Source organism: Streptomyces sp. NPDC044064, from assembly GCF_056434245.1.
The window spans coordinates 131,796-153,594 of the sequence record NZ_JBWKFN010000016.1 but is presented as its reverse complement, the minus strand read 5'-3'; the positions used below and the strand labels follow the sequence as shown (position 1 = coordinate 153,594).

Annotated in this window: 14 protein-coding genes; 9 read left to right on the top strand and 5 right to left on the bottom strand. The window is 67.8% G+C overall.

From position 1 onward, the window contains the following. Positions 1-35: 35 nt before the first annotated feature. The 4 genes from AC07DS_RS25780 to AC07DS_RS25765 all read left to right on the top strand — a co-directional run bounded on the left by AC07DS_RS25780 (position 36) and on the right by AC07DS_RS25765 (position 8,841). Entirely contained in the window at positions 36-2,216 is a 2,181-nt protein-coding gene (locus tag AC07DS_RS25780) for an N-6 DNA methylase (RefSeq protein ID WP_479148883.1), read from the top strand. Between the two features lie 99 nt (positions 2,217-2,315). Further along, entirely contained in the window at positions 2,316-4,325 is a 2,010-nt protein-coding gene (locus AC07DS_RS25775) for a type I restriction-modification system subunit M (protein WP_479148881.1), read from the top strand. Continuing rightward, a complete protein-coding gene (locus tag AC07DS_RS25770) occupies positions 4,322-5,659 on the top strand; it encodes a restriction endonuclease subunit S (protein WP_479148879.1) in 1,338 nt (445 codons plus the stop codon). Before AC07DS_RS25775 ends, AC07DS_RS25770 begins: the two co-directional genes overlap by 4 nt. Positions 5,660-5,661: 2 nt before the next feature. Beyond that, positions 5,662-8,841 carry a type I restriction endonuclease subunit R gene (locus tag AC07DS_RS25765; RefSeq protein WP_479148877.1) on the top strand — a complete coding sequence of 1,060 codons (3,180 nt, stop codon included), beginning with the start codon at positions 5,662-5,664 and terminating at the stop codon, positions 8,839-8,841. A gap of 63 nt (positions 8,842-8,904) precedes the next feature. On the opposite strand, the gene AC07DS_RS25760 is transcribed toward AC07DS_RS25765, so the two are convergent. Both AC07DS_RS25760 and AC07DS_RS25755 read right to left on the bottom strand, forming a co-directional pair. Then, complete coding sequence (locus tag AC07DS_RS25760) at positions 8,905-9,117, bottom strand: DUF397 domain-containing protein (protein WP_479148875.1); 213 nt, start codon at positions 9,115-9,117, stop codon at positions 8,905-8,907. After that, positions 9,114-9,965, bottom strand: a complete 852-nt coding sequence (locus AC07DS_RS25755) for a helix-turn-helix domain-containing protein (RefSeq protein WP_479148873.1) — start codon at positions 9,963-9,965, stop codon at positions 9,114-9,116. Before AC07DS_RS25755 ends, AC07DS_RS25760 begins: the two co-directional genes overlap by 4 nt. Positions 9,966-10,224: 259 nt before the next feature. Here AC07DS_RS25755 and AC07DS_RS25750 point away from each other — a divergent pair, with 259 nt between their 5' ends. From AC07DS_RS25750 to AC07DS_RS25730, 5 genes are all read left to right on the top strand, one after another. Beyond that, positions 10,225-11,634 carry a hypothetical protein gene (locus tag AC07DS_RS25750; RefSeq protein ID WP_479148871.1) on the top strand — a complete coding sequence of 470 codons (1,410 nt, stop codon included), beginning with the start codon at positions 10,225-10,227 and terminating at the stop codon, positions 11,632-11,634. 101 nt (positions 11,635-11,735) lie between these two features. Beyond that, positions 11,736-12,197: an ATP-binding protein gene (locus AC07DS_RS25745; RefSeq protein WP_479148869.1), complete on the top strand. Its 462-nt coding sequence runs from the start codon at positions 11,736-11,738 to the stop codon at positions 12,195-12,197. A gap of 114 nt (positions 12,198-12,311) precedes the next feature. Beyond that, a complete protein-coding gene (locus AC07DS_RS25740) occupies positions 12,312-13,901 on the top strand; it encodes a serine/threonine-protein kinase (RefSeq protein WP_479148866.1) in 1,590 nt (529 codons plus the stop codon). A gap of 83 nt (positions 13,902-13,984) precedes the next feature. Continuing rightward, entirely contained in the window at positions 13,985-16,144 is a 2,160-nt protein-coding gene (locus AC07DS_RS25735) for an AIPR family protein (protein WP_479148864.1), read from the top strand. Between the two features lie 15 nt (positions 16,145-16,159). Continuing rightward, entirely contained in the window at positions 16,160-18,295 is a 2,136-nt protein-coding gene (locus AC07DS_RS25730; RefSeq protein ID WP_479148862.1) for a UvrD-helicase domain-containing protein, read from the top strand. A gap of 267 nt (positions 18,296-18,562) precedes the next feature. Here the strand turns inward: AC07DS_RS25730 and AC07DS_RS25725 are convergent, their stop codons facing one another. Genes AC07DS_RS25725 through AC07DS_RS25715 form a run of 3 tightly spaced genes read right to left on the bottom strand, consistent with a single transcriptional unit; the run spans position 18,563 to position 21,796 of the window. Next, the gene (locus AC07DS_RS25725; RefSeq protein WP_479148860.1) at positions 18,563-19,927 is read right to left on the bottom strand and encodes a GH1 family beta-glucosidase; all 1,365 of its coding nucleotides are present in this window, start codon (positions 19,925-19,927) and stop codon (positions 18,563-18,565) included. A 29-nt stretch (positions 19,928-19,956) separates the two neighbouring features. Then, entirely contained in the window at positions 19,957-20,796 is an 840-nt protein-coding gene (locus AC07DS_RS25720) for a carbohydrate ABC transporter permease (protein WP_479149004.1), read from the bottom strand. A 13-nt stretch (positions 20,797-20,809) separates the two neighbouring features. Next, positions 20,810-21,796 (bottom strand): carbohydrate ABC transporter permease, encoded by a 987-nt coding sequence (locus AC07DS_RS25715; protein WP_479148858.1) that lies wholly within the window; start codon positions 21,794-21,796, stop codon positions 20,810-20,812. Positions 21,797-21,799 lie beyond the last annotated feature (3 nt).

The window sequence follows — 21,799 nt, the reverse complement described above, 5'->3', positions numbered from 1 at the left end:
AACTGTCCGCTAGCGAGAGGCCCAGGACTTCCGCCATGCCCCAGCCATCCGCCCAGGTGACCGCCGCCGAGATCTCCCGCATCGCGGGGGTCACGCGCGCCACGGTCAGCAACTGGCGCCGTCGGCACGACGACTTTCCGCAGCCGTCCGGGGGCACGGAAAGCAGCCCGCTGTACGACCTGGACGCTGTGCGCGTCTGGCTCGCCTCACGCGGCCACGCCTCGGCGGCGAGCCCGTCGGAGGAACTGCGTACGACACTCCGCCTGCACGCGCAGACCAGCAACGGCGGCACCTCGGCCCTCCTGCTCCTAGTCCTCGCGGCAGCGGGCCACTCGGCGGACGATCTGACCGCCGCCACGGAGCTGTCGGATGCGGACCTCATCGCCCACGCGGAACTCGACGCGGCGGCTGCCGCAGAGGCCGTACCGGGCGTTGACGCCATCCACTTCAAAGCCGTCGACGCAGCGGTGCTGCGCGCGCTGTACGCCTGCGTACGAGACGAGGGCGGCCAGGCAGCACTGGGGGTGCTCGCAGAGCGGGGGCTGGAGGACAGCGCCGCGTCCGGCGCCTACCAGACGCCCACGCAGCTTGCTGATCTACTCGCACTCCTGATCCCCGGCAACCCGGCCCGCGTCCTCGACCCCGCCTGCGGCAGCGGCACCCTGTTGGCGGCCGCCGCCCGCCGCGGCGCGCGCGACCTGTACGGCCAGGACAGGCTGCCCGTACAGGCCCAGCGCAGCGCGGTGAGTCTGATGCTGACCGCGCCGGAGGCCACGGTCACCGTGCGCGCCGGCGACAGTCTCCGCGCGGATGCCTTCCCCGACCTCGTCGCCGACGCGGTGCTGTGCAACCCGCCGTACGGCGACCGGGACTGGGGCCATGACGAACTGGCTTACGACCCCCGCTGGGCGTACGGCGTACCACCCCGGGCCGAGTCCGAACTGGCATGGGTGCAACACGCGCTCGCCCATCTCACCCCCGGCGGTTACGCGGCGCTGATCCTGCCGCCCGCCACGGCCGGGCGCGCGTCGGGGCGCCGCGTACGAGCAGAGCTTGTACGCAGTGGGGCGCTGCGCGCCGTGATGGCTCTACCGGTCGGCGCGTCGGTGCCGCTGCATGTCGGACTGCAGATCTGGGTTCTGCAACGGCCCGAACCGGGCGGCGTGGAGCGCAAGTCGGTGCTGTTCGTCGACGCGGCGGAGACGGCCGGGACGGGTGCAGGAAGCTCTGATACGGCGGGGCCGCGCACACGGGGTGGCAGTCGCTCCGTTTACCTGGACTGGCCCGCGATCACGGCGCAGGTCTCACGGTCTTGGCAGGCGTTCGCGGAGAACCCCGACGCGTTCGAAGGCGAGCCCGGGCTCTCTCGCATGGTCGGTGTGGTCGACCTTCTGGACGACGTGGTGGATCTGACACCGGCGCGCCTGGTGCGCGCATCTCGGGCGGAGGTCGACCCGGCGGAACTCTCGGCGGAAGTGGACGCCACGCGCCGAAACCTCGTAGGGGCCACCAAGTCCTTTACACGGGTGGCAAGTTACGAGGGTTGGACTTCGGCAGGCGCCGCGGCGCGCGAATGGCGGACAGCGACGGTATCGGACCTCGCGCGAGGCGGCGCGCTGACCCTGCTGCGGACAGTGCCGGAGGGAGCGCGGGGCCGAGTGGAGGACGAAGGCGCAAACCTTGCCGACCGCGTCGTCCTCACGGGCTCGGACATCGCGAACGGATCGGGACCGACGGGAAGCGCGGCCGAGTTGCACGCCGACACGACGCCTGTGATCGCCGTCGGGGATGTGCTCGTACGGGCGGCTGCGAGCGGAAGCGGGCCGATGGCCCGGGTGGCGGCCGAGGCGGAGGCCGGCGCGCTGCTCGGCCCCCAGGTCCATCTCTTCCGACCGGATCCTGCCCGCCTGGACGCCTGGTTCCTGGCCGGATTCCTGAGCGCGGAGGACAACATCGCGGGCGCTTCGACAGGCAGCACCGTTCTGACGGTCAGCCCTGGTCGGCTGCGCGTGCCGCTGCTGCCGCTGGAGGAGCAGCGGCGGTACGGGGAGGCGTTCCGGCGCGTGCATGAACTCCGGGCGGAGGCGCAGCGGGCGACGCGGCTGGCGGAAGAGACGGCGGGGCTGCTGTCGGGCGGGCTGACCGGAGGCCAGCTGCTCCCTTCAAGGGACGCCGACGCAGCAACACACTCACGGGGTGGCGATTCGCCCCATTAGGCACACGGACCTTCACACATCGACCACACTTGGACGCACCCGCGCCGCTGAGCGGCGCGACAGGGGCGGGACACGTTCGGAAGGAACTCGGGGATCGAATTGGACAGCAGCAAGCACACGGAGTTGGCGAACCACGCGTGGTCCGTCGCCGACCTCCTGCGCGGCGACTACAAGCAGTCCGACTACGGCAAGGTCATCCTGCCGTTCACGGTGCTGCGCCGCCTGGAGTGCGTCCTGGAGCCGACGCGCGACGCGGTCGTCGAGACCGTGGCGAGGTTCGAGGGCCAGGACATGGACACCGACCGCTTCCTGCGGCGCGCCTCGGGCCACGCCTTCTACAACAAGAGCGACCTGACGCTGCGCAAGATCGCGGCCGACCCGCAGAACGCGGCGAAGAACCTCCAGATCTACGTCGGCGCCTTCTCCGACAACGCCCGCGAGGTCCTCGACAAGTACGAGTTCAACCAGCAGGTGCGCAAGCTCGACGGCGCGAACCTGCTCTACCAGGTGATCGGCAAGTTCACCGACCTCGACCTGCACCCCGATGTCGTGTCCAACCACAACATGGGTTACGTCTTCGAGGAGTTGATCCGCCGCTTTGCCGAGCAGTCGAACGAGACGGCGGGTGAGCACTTCACCCCGCGCGAGGTCATCAAGCTGATGGTCGAACTTCTCGTCGCACCAGACGGGGATGCACTCACCATGCCTGGCGCCGTCCGCACAGTCCTGGACCCGGCTTGTGGCACGGGCGGCATGCTCAGCGCGATGGATGACCACATCGCAGGCCGGAACGAGCACGCCACGGTCGAGGTGTACGGCCAGGAGCTCAACCCCGAGTCCTGGGCAATCTGCCGCTCCGACCTGATGATCAAGGGGCAGGACCCTGACCACATCGCCTTCGGCAACTCCTTCTCCGACGACGGCCACGCGCGGCGCAAGTTCGACTACATCCTTGCGAACCCGCCGTTCGGCGTGGAGTGGAAGAAGGTCAAGGAAGAGATCGAGTACGAGCACAAGTCGCTCGGCGACGCCGGCCGCTTCGGTGCGGGCCTGCCGCGCATCAACGACGGCTCGCTGCTCTTCCTCCAGCACATGATCTCGAAGATGAAGCCGGTGGACATCAACGGCGGAGGTGGCTCCCGCATCGCCATCGTCTTCAACGGCTCCCCTTTGTTCACGGGCGCGGCCGAGTCGGGCGAGTCCAACATCCGCCGTTGGATCCTGGAGAACGACTGGCTCGAGGCGATCGTCGCGCTCCCGGACCAGCTCTTCTACAACACCGGCATCTCCACGTACTTCTGGATCCTGACCAACCGCAAGGCACCCGACCACAAGGGCAAGGTCGTGCTCCTGGACGCACGCGACTACTGGGTGAAGATGCGCAAGTCGCTGGGCGACAAGCGCAAGGAGCTGGGCGACGGAAAGAACGGCCGCCCGAACCACATCGCCGAGATCACGCGGCTGTACGCGGAGGCCATCCACGTCGCGCAGGACCCCGAGCACCCCCTGCACAACAAGGTGAAGGTCTTCGCCAACGAGGACTTCGGCTACCAGCGCATCACGGTAGAGCGCCCGTTGAAGCTCCGCTTCGAACTGACGGAGGAGACGTTGGCGGCGCTGGCGGAGGCCAAGCCGGTGACAAAGCTGGAGGGGAGCGAGAAGTTCGTCGCCGCACTGCGTCCGCTACTCGAGACGATGTGGCCGACGAAGTCCGAGGCGTTCATCGCCCTCAAGGACGCGGTGGTCGAGGCTGGCCTGACGTGGCCGTCGGGCGCGCCGTTCGCCAAGGCGGTACGGGAGGCGATCGGGGTCCGCGACCCCGAGGGCGAGGTCCAGAAGGTCAAGGGCGCGCCGGAGCCGGACTCGGACCTGCGTGACTACGAGAACGTGCCGCTCGGCGAGGACGTGCAGGAGTACCTGGAGCGGGAGGTACTCCTGCACGTCCCGGACGCATGGATCGACCAAACGAAGACGAAGATCGGCTACGAGATCCCGTTCACGCGGCACTTCTACGTGTACGAGCCGCCGAGGCCGCTGGCGGAGATCGACGCGAACCTGAAGGATCTGGAGGCGGAAATTCAGAAGCTGCTGGGGGAGGTGACGAAGTGAGCGGAAACCGAGTCGCGCCATGGCTCGCAGGTTCTCGATGGCCGACCGCGCCAATCCGTCTCCTAGCACGGCTGGGCTCTGGGCATACTCCGAGTCGGAGTCGCCCTGAATACTGGGAAAATTGCACCATCCCATGGGTCACGTTGGCTGATGTTTGGCAGCTTCGAAACGGGACAACCAGCGTCATCACTGAGACCAAAGAGAAGATCAGCCCATTGGGCGTGGCCAACTCGTCTGCAGTGCAACACCCAGCGGGAACCGTGATCCTTTCTCGCACGGCATCTGTGGGGTTTTCGGCAATCATGGGGCATGAAATGGCCACAAGCCAGGACTTCGCGACGTGGACCTGCGGGCCGCGACTGGATCCCCGATTTTTGCTTCACGCGCTCCGCGGGATGAGACCTGACCTCAAACGCATCGCAACAGGGTCAACCCATAAGACGATCTACATGCCAGACATCGAGCAGCTTAGAGTTCCGCTGCCCCCTCTGGAGGAGCAGCGCCGCATCGCCGACTTCCTCGACGCCGAGACTGCCCGCATCGATCGGATGGCCTTGGCAGCACAGCGAGGACGCGACCTTCTGGCCGAACGTCGCTGGACCACGGTTCACGCTCTCGTGACTGGTGCCGATCGTTCCGTTCCTCATTTCGATCCTAGGCTTGGCTGGGCTGGAAAAATTCCTGCGAATTGGCCAGTAGTGCCACTCAAGTTCGTCGCTAACCTGGGCAGCGGACACACTCCAAGCCGAAGTCGGCCGGATTACTGGCAGAACTGCACAATTCCCTGGGTCTCCCTGTTCGACGTGGGTCGAATGCGAGATCCTCGGCAGACTGCCCTCACTGAGACCGCGCAACAGATCAGCGAATTGGGCATGGCTAACTCCTCAGCCTGCCTTCACCCTGCGGGCACGGTGGTCCTATCCCGCACCGCGTCAGTCGGCTTCTCAACCATCATGGGCGTTGACATGGCCGTGAGTCAGCACTTCGTGACCTGGACATGTGGCGATTCACTGTTGCCGAAGTACCTGCTTCTGCTGCTCCGCGCCATGCGGCAGTACTTTGAGAGCGTCCAGGTAGGCACCACCAACGTCACGGTCTTCATGCCCGACCTCCAGTCGATCAGGATTCCTCTCCCAACGCTCCAGGAGCAGAAAGCGATCGTGGATCGCATTGACGTCACGACTAGCGGGATCGACGCCCTTGCTGATCGGTTCGACCGTCAGATCTCCCTACTCAAGGAACGCCGCCAAGCCCTCATCATCGCAGCCGTAACCGGCCAGTTCGACGTATCCACCGCCAGCGGACGCAACGTCACGGACGGAGTCACCGCGTAGCCATGAGCCCTGTTCACAGTGAGTCCGCCTTCGGTGACGCCATAGTCGCCGCCATGATCGAGCGTGGTTGGCGCGAGGCGCGGCCCGAGGACTACACGGCCGACCTCGGCCTGGACACCAACGAGCTGTTCACCTTCATCGGGGCCACCCAGCCCGACGAGTGGTACGAGCTGGTCACCCTCTACGGCAACGATCACGATGAGGCCCAGCGCGGGTTCGCCCGCCGTCTCGATCAGGCCATTGCCACCGATGGCCTCCTCGACATCCTTCGCAACGGCGTCAAGGACCGCGGAGTCCGCCTCCGCGTCGCCTACTTCAAGCCGAACCTCGTCGCGCACGACTCCGTCCTCGACGGCTACCGCGCCAACCGCCTCACCGTCGTCCGCGAACTTCGCTACGCGACCAAGCAGGCCGACTGGGGCAACGAGCTCGACCTCACGCTCTTCCTCAACGGAATCCCCGTCGCCACGGCCGAGTTGAAGAACCCACTCACCGGCCAAGGCGTGGAAAAAGCCATAGGGCAGTACCGCACCGACCGCGACCCCACCGAGCTGATCTTCACCCGCCGCGTGGTCGCGAACTTCGCCGTCGACCCGGACCTGGTGTTCGTCGCCACCCAGCTCAAAGGCCCGAAGACCCGGTTCCTCCCCTTCAACACCGGCTCCAACGGCCCCGGCCAGCCCGGCGGTTCCGGCAACCCGGCCCCCACCGCCTTCGGCACGTACGCCACCTCCTACCTCTGGGAGCAGGTCTGGCAGCCGGACAACTGGCTGGACCTCCTCCAGCGGTTCGTGCACCTGCACAAGTCGAAGACGCCCGGCGGCGGTACGACCAAAACCCTGATCTTCCCCCGCTTCCATCAGTGGGACGTGGTCAAGAAGCTCACCGCCCACGCCGCCACCCACGGCGCGGGCCACAACTACCTCGTCATGGCCTCGGCTGGCTCCGGCAAGTCGAACACCATCGGCTGGCTCGCCCACCGCCTGAGCGACCTGCACACCCCCACCGACCCCCGCGAACTCGACCCCGAGACCCTCGCGAAGGGGCTCAAGACGGGCGTGCCGGTCTTCGACAAGGTCATCGTCATCACCGACCGCCGCAACCTGGACGCCCAACTCCGCGAAACGATCGGCAGTTTCGAGCAGACCGCCGGCCTGGTCGTGAAGATCGACGAGAAGTACGGCGCGAAGGGCGAACAGCTCGCCCGCGCCCTCTCCCGCGACACCGGGAAGATCGTCACCGTCACGCTGCACTCCTTCCCGGCGCTCCTCGACTACCTCCAGCGCAACCCCACCGAGATCCAGGGCTCGACCTTCGCGATCATCGTGGACGAAGCGCACTCCTCCCAGTCCGGCGACGCCGCCACCGCCGTACGCGCCGCCCTGCGCGACCTCGGCCTGGACTCCGACTCGGACGACGCGGGCGCGACCACCCTCACACTCGACGAGAAGCTGGAGAAGAAGGCGGAGGAACGGTCCCAGGCCGCGAACCTCTCCTACTTCGCGTTCACGGCCACCCCGAAGGCCAAGACCCTCGAACTCTTCGGCACGGCGCAGACCGTGAACGGCGAAGCAGTGCACCGCCCCTTCCACACGTACTCCATGCGCCAGGCCATCGAGGAAGGCTTCATCCTCGACCCGCTGCGCACCTACGTCACGTACAACACGTACTGGAAGCTGGTGAACCAGAACCCGGACGAGAAGGAAGTCGACCCCTCCAAGGCCAACAGCCTGCTCGCCCGGTACGCGCTCACCCATGAGTCGACTGTCGCCCAGCACGCGCAGGTCATCGTCGAGCACTTCGTCTCGCACACCCGCGGGCGGCTCGGCGGGCGCGCCAAGTCCATGGTCGTGACCGCCTCCCGGCAGTCCGCCGTCGACATGGCGCGCGCGATCAAGAGCTACATCAAGGACCGGGACTACGACACCAAGTTCCCCGAACTGGGTGTCCTGGTCGCCTTCTCCGGATCGCTCACCGTCGACGGCGAGGAGACCACCGAGTCGAAGGAGAACGGCGGGCTATCGGAGAGCGCCCTGCCCAAGGCGTTCGCGTACACCCGTGCCGACGACAAGACCGTCCGCGCGGGCGGTGCGGGCCAGCAGGAGTACAAGATCCTGGTCGTCGCGGAGAAGTACCAGACCGGCTTCGACCAGCCGCTCCTCACGACGATGTACGTCAACAAGTCGCTGACCGGGATCTCCGCTGTGCAGACCCTCTCCCGTCTGAACCGGACCGCCGAGCGCAAGACTCAGGCCGACCTGGCCGTCCTGGACTTCGTGAACGACGCCGAGGACATCCAGGAGTCGTTCCGCCCGTACTTCGAGGAGGCGATGACCCTCCCCTCCGACCCGAACCTGCTCTACACCGCACAGAGCCGGGTGATGCGGGCGCCGATCCTGTCCGCGCAGGAGATGGACGAGTTCGCCGCAGCGTACTTCGCCGCCAAGGAGAAGGCCGCCGGCTCGCAGTCCAAGTGGGAGAAGCTGCATGCCGAGCTGTACCGGCTCCTCTCCCCCGCCGTGACCCGCTTCGAGGCCCTTCGCGACAGCGACGACGAGGACGACGTGGAGACGGCGGAGGACTTCCGCGCCGACCTCAACGACTACGTCCGCAAGTACGGCTTCCTCGCCCAGATCGTCCCCTACCGGGACGCCGAGCTGGAGCGGCTGCACCTCTACGGCCGCTACCTGCTCACCCGGCTGCGGGGTCGCACGGACGGCGGTGTGGACATAGGCGAAGTCAACCTCAGCCACCTGCGGGTGGACAAGACCGGCGAGTACGACGTATCCCTCTCCGCCGAGGGGCCGACGACGATGCAGGGCTTCGGCGACGGCTCGGGCGGCGCCAAGGAAGCGGAGAAGTCGCTGCTCTCCGAGTTGATCGAGAAGTTCAACGAGCGCTTCGGCACCGAGTTCACCGAGCAGGACGTCATCCGCCCCTTCGAGGAGGCCATGGCCGAACCGAAGGTGCGGAAGGCGGCTGTCGCCAACAACGACGTGGACAACTTCGGGCTCGTCTTCGACAACGTCTTCGCCGACAAGATGGCCGACCACATCGACACCATCGCCGGCCTCGGCCGCCAGTACTTCGGCCCCGACAAGGGCTTCAAGTCCAGCCTGGACCGCAGCGCCCGCAAGGCCGCGTGGCGGATGATCCGCCGCGAGGAGGGTGTGGACGAGTAGGAAGCATGAGGGCCGTGCCTCTCGCCCGTGGGGCGTGCGGCACGGCCCTTGCCGTGCTTTCGTTCAGAAGGACCGGCCTGCGGCCAGCCCGATGAGCCCGGCCCATGCCTCAACTCCAACGACCAGCACGGGACCGACGGGCCGCTTCGAGTCCCGTACGAGGATGGCCTCCTGGGACGCGGCGACCTCAACGCACTCGCCGCCGTTGCCTGTGCTGTAGCTGCTCTTGATCCAAGCGGCCCTGGGCACAGCTGCGTTGCTGTGCTGCACGCTCATGTCTCTCCCATCAGTTGCTCAATGAACGCCGCCGATTCGCTTGGTGACAGCGCCTGTGATCGGAGGATGCCATAGCGTGCTTCGAGCGTACGGACATACGCAGCGTCGGTGTAAAGGCGACTGTGATCCTGTACTTCGACGTACGCAAGGCGCTGTCCCTTATCGGTGTCGATCAGCGTGAAGGGGCCGCTCAACGCGGCGTTGTCCTCACGCGCGATCGGCATGACCTGCACCTCCACGTTCCTAGACTGGCCGGTGAGCAGGACTTGTTCCAGCGTCTCGCGCATGACTTTCCGTCCACCGATCGACCGTCGCAGTACTGCCTCCTCGACCACGAAGCTCATGAGTGGGGCCGGTCGTCGGCTGAAGACCTCCTGCCTCACCATGCGGGCCTCCAGACGTTGCTCAATCACCTCTTCCTCCAGCAGCGGCCGTTGCATCTGAAAGACGGCCCGCGCATAGTCCTCCGTCTGTAACAGGCCTGGCACGGCGTACACCGCGTAGAGGTTCAGGGCCGCGGCCCTGGCCTCCAATCGGGCCATGTCCCGAAAGAACGGCGGATACTGTGCCCTCGCCACCTCCTCCTTCAGCGCCTTGAGTACTCCCCCGGCGTCGAGCACCTCGTCCGCCAGGTCGATGAACCTCGGCTGTGGAATGCGCCGCCCCTGCTCGAACGAAGCGATCGACTGGGCCGAGTAGCCCACCAGCTTCCCGAACTCCGCCCGCTCCAGCCCCGCCCGGACCCGTAACAGCTTCAACTGCCGCCCGAACGCTGCCACCACGCCCGTCCCCGGCTGATCCTCCGGCCGCATCCCCGCATGCTCGGTGTCGTCCCGCTCGTCCTGCATCGGCCTCACCGTTCTCCCGCCTCAACGCCCCGCCCTGCCCATCGACACGCAGCGCGCCACGTACACGCACAGCCTCATCGCCTCCACCCGACGGCGACGGCGCGTCACCACTGATTACGCTACGCCGTCACGCCCCACCGCGGAGGCACGACCGACAAGACCTCCCCCTCCATTCGCCCCGCCTGGACCCGCATGGGCCGAACTCGCCCTCATACACAGGAGATAGCCTGCAACCCGAACGGTTGATCAAGGGGGGCCTGTGACGTCATCGCCGGAGTCCGCGGAGCACCACACCGACGAAGAGGATGGCTGGGCGGACGAGGATTGGGAAGAGGATGATGAGCCGGTCAGTGAGCAGCGGCAGCGCGTGGATGCCGCCATCGAGCTCGCCGAGAAGGACGCTTCCCGGGGAGTCCCCTTACTCATCGGCATGCTCACGGACTGGGACCTCGACGAGGACGGCTCGCACGAACTGCGTGCCGAGGTGATGAGCCACCTGATGCACATGGAAGGGGCGCCTGCTGGAGCTGCCAACTGGGTGCTTGCCGAAGGTGGAACAACGTACGAACTTGACATCGTGCACGGGTACGCGAGCCACCCGCCGTACAAGAAGGGGCCCCTACTCACTCCTCAGGAGCGCCGCCGACGCAGCATCGAGGCGCTGGAGCTCGTCGTAGCGGCGCAGGGCCTGGCCGAGAACGTGCGATGGGCGGCGATCAGTGAGTACCTGAACCTCGCCGGGTATACGGGATACGTATCGCTGACGGCCCTCGCACCCGATATCGACGTCCGGACAGCGGCGTCCGGGTACTCGTCCGTGCCTGATGAACTCCTCTTCGGACTGTCCACGTACGTCGCTCAGGACAGCTCCCATCCCATGCACCTCCGGATCGACATCGTCGAAAGGCTGTGGGACGACGACCCCCTTGGCGCGGGAACGGCACTCGCCGGTGTCCTTCGCGATCTCACCACCGAAGGCCCCGAGGTGGGGACGCTTCTGCGTGAGCTCTTCCGCGGCGACACGCAGACGTTCCACGCGTTGATAGCGGAACTCGCAGAGAACGAGGACCTGCGCAGTGCGAGGCGCTTCGTTGCCGCGACCCTCGATTCCCTGGACGCCGCGGACCGCCTGCACTCGGCAGGTGGCCTGGGCCGCCAGCTTCACGCCTGGGTGCGGGGCGCGATCGCGGAGCAGTGGGGCACCCGCAGTGACGGCTCTCAAAGTGCTTGCCTCGATGACGACGAGGTTGCCTTTCTGACGGACCTGGCCTCCAGGTATCACGAACTCAGACGCGACATGGGTGCCCCTTCCGGTGAGTCAGCCAGTTGCGACCAGTTGGCCCTCCCTTTCGAAGCCGAGCTGTTCCCACCCGAGTGGCGCATCTTCGACATGGGCCCCGTGCCCGACTTCGCTGTCTGGCAGGACGGCGGTGTCCGAGCCGTTGTACGCGTGAAGCCGACGCCGACGCCGACACCGAACACGCGGTCATGGCAGTTTGCTGTTGCGGACGCTCGGGGCAATGAGCTGTCCGTGTTCACAGGGGAGCTGTGCGAGCGCGAGGACAACCGTTTCACGGTCGACTTCCCGGTCGGACTGCTGGACCGGTCGGAGTGGGCACACCTGTTGCTCCAGGGGCTCAACGCTTTGAGCACGTACGCGGGCGGTTGACGCAGCGCACCGCGTACGCCCACAGCCCCGCCACGTACAACCGCATGGTGACGGCGCGTCACCACTGGTTACGCTCGGCCATCGCGCCGCACTGTGGAGGCATGACCAGCGAGACTCTCCCTCCCCACCACACCACCCAACTCACCAACCCCGCATGCAACTTCTCGATGCTGTTCAGCTCCACCGCGCGCGGTGCACGCCTCGCCCGCCGCCTCGCCGCGCACCGATTCGACGCATGGGGCATCCCGTACGGCAGCGACCCGCACGACGCGCTCACACTGATCGTCGGCGAACTGTGCGCGAACGCCGTCCGCCACGGCCACGTCCCCGGCCGCGACTTCCGCCTTCGGCTGACCCGCGACACCACAGCCGTACGCGTGGAGGTCACCGACACCCGCACCGAACGGCTCCCGTCCGCCCCAGCAGCGTCCGGCGCCCTCAGCGAGGGCGGCCGAGGCCTGCTCCTGGTGACCCACCTCGCTACCCACTGGCACTGGCACCCCCGCCCCGACGGCCCTGGCAAGACGGTCTGGGCCGAGTACGACCTGCCCACCGGAAGCTGACCAGTCGGCCGAACATCCGCGTCCGTTTCGCACCGCATCGACTGGACGCAAGATCTTCACAGCCGTCAGACTTGCCCCCTGACCACGACAGCGCGCTCGTATCCGGGGGGCAACGTGCCGAAGCAGGCGATCTCCGACCGCTACGAGCTCCTGGAGGAGCTCAGCAGCGGTGGCATGGGGGACGTGTGGCGCGGCTACGACAGCGTGCTGGACCGGCCGGTCGCCGTGAAGCTCATCCGGCAGGCGTCGGTCACCTCCCCGCACCTGGCCGAGGAGTTCGCCAAGCGGTTCCGCCGCGAGGCACGCATCACCGCCCGCATCCAGCACCCCGGCGTGCCGCAGGTGTACGACGCGGTCCTCGACGAGTCGTACGAGCGGCTGTTCCTGGTGATGGAGCTCGTCGACGGCGTACCGCTATCCGCCTACATAGGCCGCGACCGGCCGCTGCCTGTCAGCTGGGCGGCGGCCGTGGCCGCGCAGGTGGCGACGGTCCTGTCGCACGCGCACGACGTGCCGGTGATCCACCGCGACCTGAAACCGGGGAACATCCTCGTCGCCCGCGACGGGACCGTGAAGGTCCTCGACTTCGGCATCGCGGCGATCCTGCGTACCGACGTCACCAAGCTGACCGCGACCGGCAGCCCCCTCGGCACGTACCAGTACATGTCGCCGGAGCAGGTCCGTGGCGGACGTATCACGCCGCAGACGGACCTGTACGCCCTCGGCTGTGTCCTGCACGAACTGCTGGGCGGGCGGGTCGTGTTCGAGGCGGACAGCGAGTTCCTGCTGATGTATCAGCACGTCAACGCCGCACCCACTCCCTTGCGTCAGCTGCGGCCGGACGTACCCGAGGAGTTGGAGGAGCTGGTCCTGCACCTGCTGCGCAAAGCTCCCGAGGCGCGGCCCGCCGACACGCAGGAGGTGTACGCGCGACTGCTGCCGTTCCTCCCCAAGCCCGGCGAGAAGTCCGACGCGGCGGAGGCAGGTCCCTCCGGGGCCCCCGATCCGACGGCTCTGTTCCGCCATCCCTACGCGCCCCGGCCGCGCGCCCAGGCCCCGGCGTCCGCCGACCGCACGCCCCCCGTAGCCGTCCCACCACACGGCGCGCCGGTGCCCGTACCCGCCCAGCTGCGCGAGGACATCGAGGAGGCCTACGCCCACTCCGACGCCCTGCTGGAGGAGGAGCGCTTCGCGCAGGCCGCCGAGGTGCTCGGCGAAATCATCGAACCCGCCGCACTCGCGCTCGGCTCGGAGAGCAAGCAGGTCCTGGCGCTGCGTCGGCAGCGGGCCGCGATCCGGCTCCTCGGCGGCGACTACCGGGCCGCCCTGCCCGAGTTCGAGGTCCTCGCCGACGCGTACGCCCGTATCAACGGTCCCACTGGCAAGCATGCCCGCGCCTGCCGAGCACAGGCGGCCCGCTGCCGCGCCGAACTCGGCCAGGTCACCGACGCGCTCGCCACGCTCCAGGGGGTGCTGAACGTCGTACGATCGGTGGATGGCGACGCCAGTGAGGAGGCCCTGGAGTTGCGCAGGGACATCGGCATGCTGCTGCTCGCCCAGGGGAGGGCGGCTGACGCCAGCGAGATTCTGACACCACTTTACGAAGACCTGTGCGTGGTGTTCGGACCCGGGGACGAACTGGCTGCGGAGATCGCCGAGGCGCTGGCGGTCATCCGGCTCGGCCTCGACGGTCAGACGCCCTGACGCCGTTGCAGTCGCCGTGACGTACGAAGATCAGGATGGTTTGCGGGCTGTTCGCCCTCGGCCATGGGAGGGGAAACAGAATCGTGAACGCAAAGGACACCAACGGCGCCACCCCGAGCGTACTCACCCAGGTGCGGCAGGTGGGTACTGCCCTCGCTCAGGTCTACGGCGGCCTCCTCGACGTCGGTGACCTGGCCCAGTACTCAGGGGAGGATTACGACAACCGCCTGCATTCCCGGGCCTTGACCGCACAGGCCGTGCGGATCGTGACCGGTTTCAGTCCGGAGGAAGCGGCCGCCACCGTCATCGACGGACATGCGGACCAGGGCATCGACGCCATTGCCGTCGTCGACGGACCCAACCCACACGTGTACCTCGTTCAGGGAAAGTGGAGTCCGCAGGGCAAGGCCGCCGCCGACCGCAAGGCGGTACTCGAACTCCTCGCCGGCCTACGCCTCATCGACGACGAGGACTTCGTCCCGTTCAATCCGCGTGGCCGACAGCTCGCCGAGTACGCCAAGTCCGTCATGGACCGAGGGCCTGTACCCGTCACTCAGGTCGTCGTTCTAATGCGGCCCGACGAACCGGGAGAGGGATTCCGTCAAGCACTGGTCACGGGCGAGAAGCCGTTCAACAAGTACGGGGAACGGCTCGACCACGAGATCATTCTGGCCCCCAGGATATGGGCATCCATCCGGAAGGACCTCACGCCTGACCCCGTGCAGCTCAGCGCCACGCTCTTCCCCTGGTTCGGAATCAGCTCCCCGTACGAGTCGTACCAGGGGGTCGTCATGGCCGAAGAGATTGCCCAATGGGCCAAGAGCGGATCGAAGCTCTTCAACCTCAACATCCGCAACCCACTGGGCCGCACGCCCATCAACAGCGCCCTGGTCGAAACACTCACCCAGGAACCGGCTCACTTCTGGTACTTCAACAACGGAATCACCGTGCTCTGCGATTTCGTCGAAAAGGCGCAACAGAGCATGCTCGCGCCTCAGCATCGCCCCCTGACCCTCACCCTGCACAACGCCAGTGTCGTGAACGGCGCGCAGACGGTGCGGTCCGTCGCCGAGGCACTGACCGCCGATCCGACCGCGGCCGAGGCGCAGATCGGCGTACGGATCATCGTCACCGGCAAGGCCGAGAAGTTTGCCAAGGAAACCACCAAGGCCACCAACCGGCAGAACAGCGTGGGCGCCCGCGACTTCATCGCTCTCGACCCGGTCCAGGCCGCGATCATGGACGAGATGCGAGCCGAGCTCGGCCTGGAATACAGCGTCCGCCGCAGCGAACTGGACCCGCCCGAAGAATCCGGCTGCTCGGTGGTCGAGGCTGCCTGCGCTCTGGCCTGCGCCCGGACCGACAGTCAGTACGCGGCAAGGATCGCGCTCTCGCTGGAACCCCTCTGGGAGCGGGGCTCGCAGGGTGTCTACGACAGTCTCTTCCGCCCGCAGCCCGGGGTCTATCTCTTGTGGAACGCGGTCCAGGTACTGCGTCAGGTGCGCCGCAGCCTCCTGCAGCTCCGCGGCCGCTACGAGGGGCGCGGCGCGGCTTTGGCGGATCACGGCGTATACCTGCTCACCCATCTGGTGTTCCGACTGCTCGACACCGAGGCCATCGGCGAGCCGGACACCAAGCTGAGCTGGGCCAAGGATGCCGTCGAAACGACGAAAAAGCTCGTCGAGCGGCTGCTGCCGATCACCGTTGCCACGCTCGACGAGCTCTTCACGGAGCGTTCCCAGATCCGGGCGGTGTGCTCCGACGCCGTCCGCTGCCGCGACCTGACCGAACGAGTGGTCGCCGTCATGACCGGGCAGGAAAACGGCCGTACCCCTGACACCTACCGACGGGTCCGTCCTCAGCGCAAGCGCCGTCGGCCCAACGCCGTTCAGGTCCTCGTCGACAAGCAGGTCCTGAGCGATGGAGATCCGCTCGTGCTCAACGCCGCGTACCCGGTGGAAGCCGAGGCGCTGCGGGAGTGGCTCGCCGAGGACGGGCGCCGTGCCCTGGCCTCCTGGGTCAACAACCGCTCCAAGCCGATCCTCTGGGCTGCCGACGGCAAGCAGTACTCGCCCTCCGGACTGATCACCCACATGTGGGAGCTGGCCGAATGGGCTGAGCGGCCCGTCGCGAATCAGGGCACTGCCCGGTGGGTCACCAAGGCAGGCGAGACACTCGCCGATCTGGCGTGGCGGACCCTCAATGATCTGGAGGAGCCGGACGCGGACGAGACCGACGAATAGAGAGAGCAACAAGACATGCCGCACCTCGCCTTCGACATCGGTTTCTGCGCCCAGCTCGGCAAGCTCCAGGGCACGGTCAAGCAGGGCGTCTTCGACGCCTGGGAGAAGTTCGAGCGCCTCAGCCTGGACCAGCTCTTCAAAGACCCGGGACTGAAGCTGGAGTCCCTGAAGCGGGCCAAGGACCCCCACATCCGTACGATCCGCATCGACCAGGGGACGAGGGGGGTCGTCCTCGCTCCCGACAGCGGCGACACCTTCGTACTGCTGCGCGTCATGCCGCACGACAAGGCGATCGACTGGGCCGTCAAGCAGAAGGCGAGCATCAACGCGGTCACCCGGGCCGTGGAGATCCGCGACATCCAAATGCTCGAAGAGCTGACGCCGGCCTACGAGCGGATCGCGCCCGCCCCCGACCTACGACTGTTCGCCAAGTTCTCCGACGGCGACCTGGCGGCGCTCGGCATCGACGAGACCACGCTGCGGCAGGCCCGGGTGCTCACCAGCAAGGAGCAGCTGGAGGTGTTCGCACCGTACTTCCCGCAGGACCAGCGGGAAGTCCTGGAGTACCTCGCGGAGGGCTTCTCCGTGGAGGAGGTCTGGCGCGACGTGGTGTCCATCAACCTCGCCACGGCGACCACCGATCCGGTGGACACCGGCGACTACTCAACCGCCATCCGCCACACCCGCACCCGTATCGCCCTCGTCACCGCCTCCGACGAACTGCGCGGGATCCTCGACAAGCCGTTCACGGCCTGGCGGGTCTTCCTCCACCCCTCGCAGCACAAAGTGGCCTACCGGCCCAGCTACTCCGGTCCCGCCCAGGTCACCGGAGGGCCCGGTACCGGCAAGACCGTCGTCGCGTTGCACCGCGTCAAGCACCTGCTGGCGTATCTGCGCGACGGCGACCGCATCCTGCTGACCACGTACACCAACGCGCTCGTCGCCGCACTGCGCAGCGGGCTCGCGACACTCGTCGAGGACGAGGAGCTGCGCGACCGCGTGGACATCACCACCGTGGACGCACTCGCCGGCCGGATCGTCTCCACCTCGCGCCGTCCGCTACGGAGCGGGGAGGAGGAGGCCCGCTGGGCGCGGGCGGCCGAAGCGACCGGCTTCACGGGGAGAGCCCAGTTCCTCGCCCAGGAGTACAAGCACGTCGTGCTGGCCCAGAACCTGCGGAGCCTGGAGGAGTACGAGGCCGCCGACCGGCGCGGGCGGGGCAGTCGGCTCCCGTCCGCGGACCGGGCCTTGGTGTGGCGCGCGGTCCAGGAGTTCATCGACCAGCTCCGGGCGGACGGCCTGCGCACCTACCTGGGAACGTGCGCGGAGGCAGCCGACCTGCTCCAGCAGAAGGGACCCCTGTATCGGCACGTCGTCGTAGACGAGGCCCAGGACCTGCACCCGGCCCAGTGGCGCCTGCTGCGTGCCGCGGCGCCCACGCGCCCGGACGACCTGTTCATCGCCGGCGACCCCCACCAGCGCATCTACGACACGAAGGTCTCCCTGAAGGCCCTCGGCATCAAGGTCGCGGGGCGCTCCACCAAGATGCGGAAGAACTACCGGTCCACGCACGAGATCCTCAGCTGGTCCACCGCCCTCCTCGTCGGCCGCCCCTTCGAGCTGCTGGAGGACGACGCCCGCAACGAGACCCTCCTCGGCTACCGGTCCGCGCTGCACGGCAACGGCCCCGAGCTGCTCGCGGCGGACTCGGAGGAGGCCGAACTCGACGCCCTCGTCGAGCGTGTGCGTGCCTGGACCACGAACGGCGTCACCGCGGGGGAGATCGGCGTTGCCACCCGCTTCAACAAGGGTGTCGAGAAGGCGATCGCGCGGCTGACCGCCGCCGGTGTCCCGGCGGTGCACCTGCGCGCGGATGTTCCGGAGGACACGGCCGCCGTCCGCGTCGGCACCATGCACTCCGTCAAGGGCCTGGAGTTCCGCTGCGTCGCCGTCACCGGCGTCACCGCCGGCGCCCTGCCGTACCCGAAGGCCGTGACCCCCGTGGAACTGGACCGTGCCCAGCACGAAGCGGACCTCATGTCCGAACGCTGCCTGCTGTTCGTGGCCTGCACACGGGCGCGGGACAGCCTGTATGTTTCCTGGACAGGAACCCCCAGCCCCTTCCTGACGGAAGCGGGCGCCGCGGCCTGACCTCCTGCCCATCCTCATCGGCCGGACGTCGGGGATCCTCACCGTCAGTGGCGTATCGTCACGTTTGCGTCATGAGTGAAAAGCTGTGCGAGCAGCCCGCGCCGATCCGCCGCACTGGCCCCGGCCATGACAGCCGGGCACCGCGTGCCCTATGCATCACCGCATCAAGGTGACTGGGCGGACCGCGAAGGCGCGTACTTGCGATGATGCAGACCGGTGGGCGTCGGGGGCTTCCCTCCTGCGCCCACCGGCCGTCCGGGCCCCGGCTCAGGCGGCCCGGCGTGCCTGGGCGCGGTGGGCGCGGATGATGTCCGCGTACCGGTGTCCGCTGCCCTTGATCGTGCGCACCTGGGTGCGGTAGTCGACGTGGACGAGGCCGAAGCGCTTGGCGTAGCCGTACGCCCACTCGAAGTTGTCCAGCAGCGACCAGGCGAAGTACCCGGCGAGCGGGGCACCCTTGCGGGCCGCAGAGGCGCAGGCGGCGAGGTGCCGCTCCAGGTAGTCCTGGCGCTCCGGGTCGTCGACGGCGCCGTCGGGGCGGACCACGTCCGGGAAGGCCGAGCCGTTCTCGGTGACGTAGATCCTCCGTGCGCCGTACTCCTCGGTGAGACGCAGCAGCAGGGTCTCGATGCCGTTCGCGTCGATCTCCCAGTCCATGCCGGTGCGCGGGACGTCCGGGCGGCGTACGGCACGGACGCGCGGGGCCGGTCCGGCGGGGTCGTCGGCGACGTACGCCGGGAAGTAGTAGTTCAGGCCGAGCCAGTCCAGCGGGGCCGCGATGGTCTCCAGGTCGCCCGGCTGCTCGGGGAGTTCGACGCCGTAGGTCTCGACCATGTCGGCCGGGAAGCCGCGGCCGTGCACCGGGTCGAGCCACCAGCGGTTCACATGGCCGTCGTGCCGGCGGGCGGCCGCCAGGTCCTCTGGGCGGTCGGTGGCGGCGTGCACGGTGGAGAGGTTGTTGACGATGCCGACCTGCGCGTCCGGGGCGGCGGCACGGATCGCCTGTGTGGCGAGGCCGTGGCCGAGGAGCAGGTGGTAGGAGGCGCGTACGGCCGCGGTGAGTTCGGTCCAGCCGGGGGCCATCTTGCCCTCCAGGTGACCGATCCAGGCCGAGCAGGAGGGCTCGTTGAGGGTCGCCCACGACTTCACGCGGTCACCGAGGCGCTCGGCGACGGTCGAGGCGTACTCGGCGAACGCGAGGGCGGTCGCCCGCTCCGGCCAGCCGCCGCGGTCCTGGAGCACCTGCGGCAGGTCCCAGTGGTACAGGGTGACGGACGGGGTGATGCCCGCCTCCAGCAGTGCGTCCACCAACTCGTCGTAGAAGGCGAGGCCCTTGGGGTTCACGGTGCCGTCGCCGGCGGGGATCACCCGCGGCCAGGCGACGGACAACCGGTAGGCGTTGGTGCCGAGTCGCCGCATCAGGCCCAGGTCCTCGCGCCAGCGGTGGTAGTGGTCGCACGCGACGTCGCCGTTGTCGTCGTTCGCGATCTTCCCCGGAGTGTGCGAGAAGGTGTCCCAGATCGACGGTGAACGGCCGTCCTCGGCGACGGCCCCCTCGATCTGGTAGGCCGCTGTGGCCGTGCCCCACAGGAAGTCGTGCGGGAGTGCGGCGAGGTCGATGCGTTCGGACACGGAAGTCCCTTCGGAATACGGGGTGTCGGTCACTTGACGGCGCCCGCCGTCAGACCGGCGACGAGATAGCGCTGGAGGAGGAGGAACCCGGCGACCACCGGCAGGCTCACCACGAGGGAGGCGGCCATGATCTGGTTCCAGTACACGTCGTTGAGGGTCGAGTAGCCCTGGAGGCCGACGGCGAGGGTGCGGGTGGTGTCGTTGGTCATGACGGACGCGAAGAGCACCTCGCCCCACGCGGTCATGAAGGCGTACACGGCGACCGCGACGATGCCGGGGACCGCGGCCGGCACGACGATCCTCAGCAGCGCGCCGAGCGGGCCGCAGCCGTCCACCAGCGCCGCCTCGTCCAGGTCTCGCGGCACCGAGTCGAAGTAGCCGATCAGCATCCAGATCGAGAACGGGAGGGAGAAGGTGAGGTACGTCAGGATCAGGCCGCCGCGGGAGCCGAACAGGGCGATGCCGGTGGCGTTGCCGATGTTGACGTAGATCAGGAAGAGAGGGAGGAGGAAGAGGATGCCGGGGAACATCTGCGTCGACAGCACGGTCACCGTGAAGACCCGCTTGCCGCGGAACTCGTAACGGCTGACGGCGTAGGCGGCGAACACCGCGATGACCACCGAGCAGACGGTCGCCGCGCCCGCCACGATCAGCGAGTTCACGAAGTACTTGGCGAGCGGGACCGTCGACCAGATGTCGATGTACGGCCGGACGGTCAGCCCGCTGGGCAGCCAGCGGAACTTGCCCGTGACGTCCGCGAGCGGTTTGAGCGAGCTGGAGACCATCACGTACACCGGCAGCAGCACGAAGCCGGTGAGCAGGGTGAGGAAGATCCGCCGGGACCACAGGAAGGAACGGGGCGGCGCCATCGGGGAGCTGGGGTCAGACATCGGCGGCCCTCCGTCCGCGCGAGGTGAACAGGAGGTACAGGCCGGTCACGACCAGCAGGAACAGCAGGAGCAGGACGGACATGGCGGATCCGGTGCCGAAGTTCCAGGTGACGAACGAGGCCTGGTAGATGTGCACCGAGATGAGGTCGGCGGCCTCGGGGGCGGCCTTGCCGAACATCACGTACGGCGTGTTGAAGTCGTTGAACGTCCACAGGAACAGGACCAGGACCAGCACCTGGTTGACCGGGCGCAGGGAGGGCAGGGTGATGCGGCGGATCTGCTGCCACATCCCGGCACCGTCCAGCGCGGCCGCCTCGTACAGCTCGCGCGGGATGTTCTGCAGTCCGGCCATCACGATGAGGAAGGCGAACGGCCAGCCCTTCCACACGGACACGGTCAGCAGGGCGTAGAAGCTGTTGTCGCCGATCAGCCAGAAGGAGGGCTTGCCGGTGAGGTGCAGCTGGTCGTGCAGGACGTGGTTCACCAGGCCGTTGTCGTGCTGGAACATGAACACCCAGGTGATGACGGCCGTGTAGACGGGCAGCGCGTACGGCACCAGGAACAGGGCGCGCAGCAGACCGCGGCCGCGGAAGGCGTCCTGCATGAAGACCGCGGCGGCGGTGCCGATCAGCCAGCACAGGCCGACCGACAGCAGGGTGAAGCCGACGGTGACGAGGAACGAGTGCAGCAACGCCTCGCCCACCGGCGCGTCGAAGTCCACGGACAGCTTGTAGTTGCCGAGGCCGGACCAGGGGGCGGTCCCCCAGTCGCGGATGTAGAACTGGGTGAGTTCCTTGAAGCTCATCACGATGCCGATGACCATCGGCACCAGATGGACGAGGAGTTCGAGCAGCAGGGCGGGCAGGAGCAGCAGGTACGGCAGTCCGATGCGACGGATCCGCCCGGCGCGGCGGCGGTTCTCGCGCGCCGCGCCGGGGGAGGTCTCGCGCACCGGCTCCTTCAGAGCGGTGGTGGTCATCGT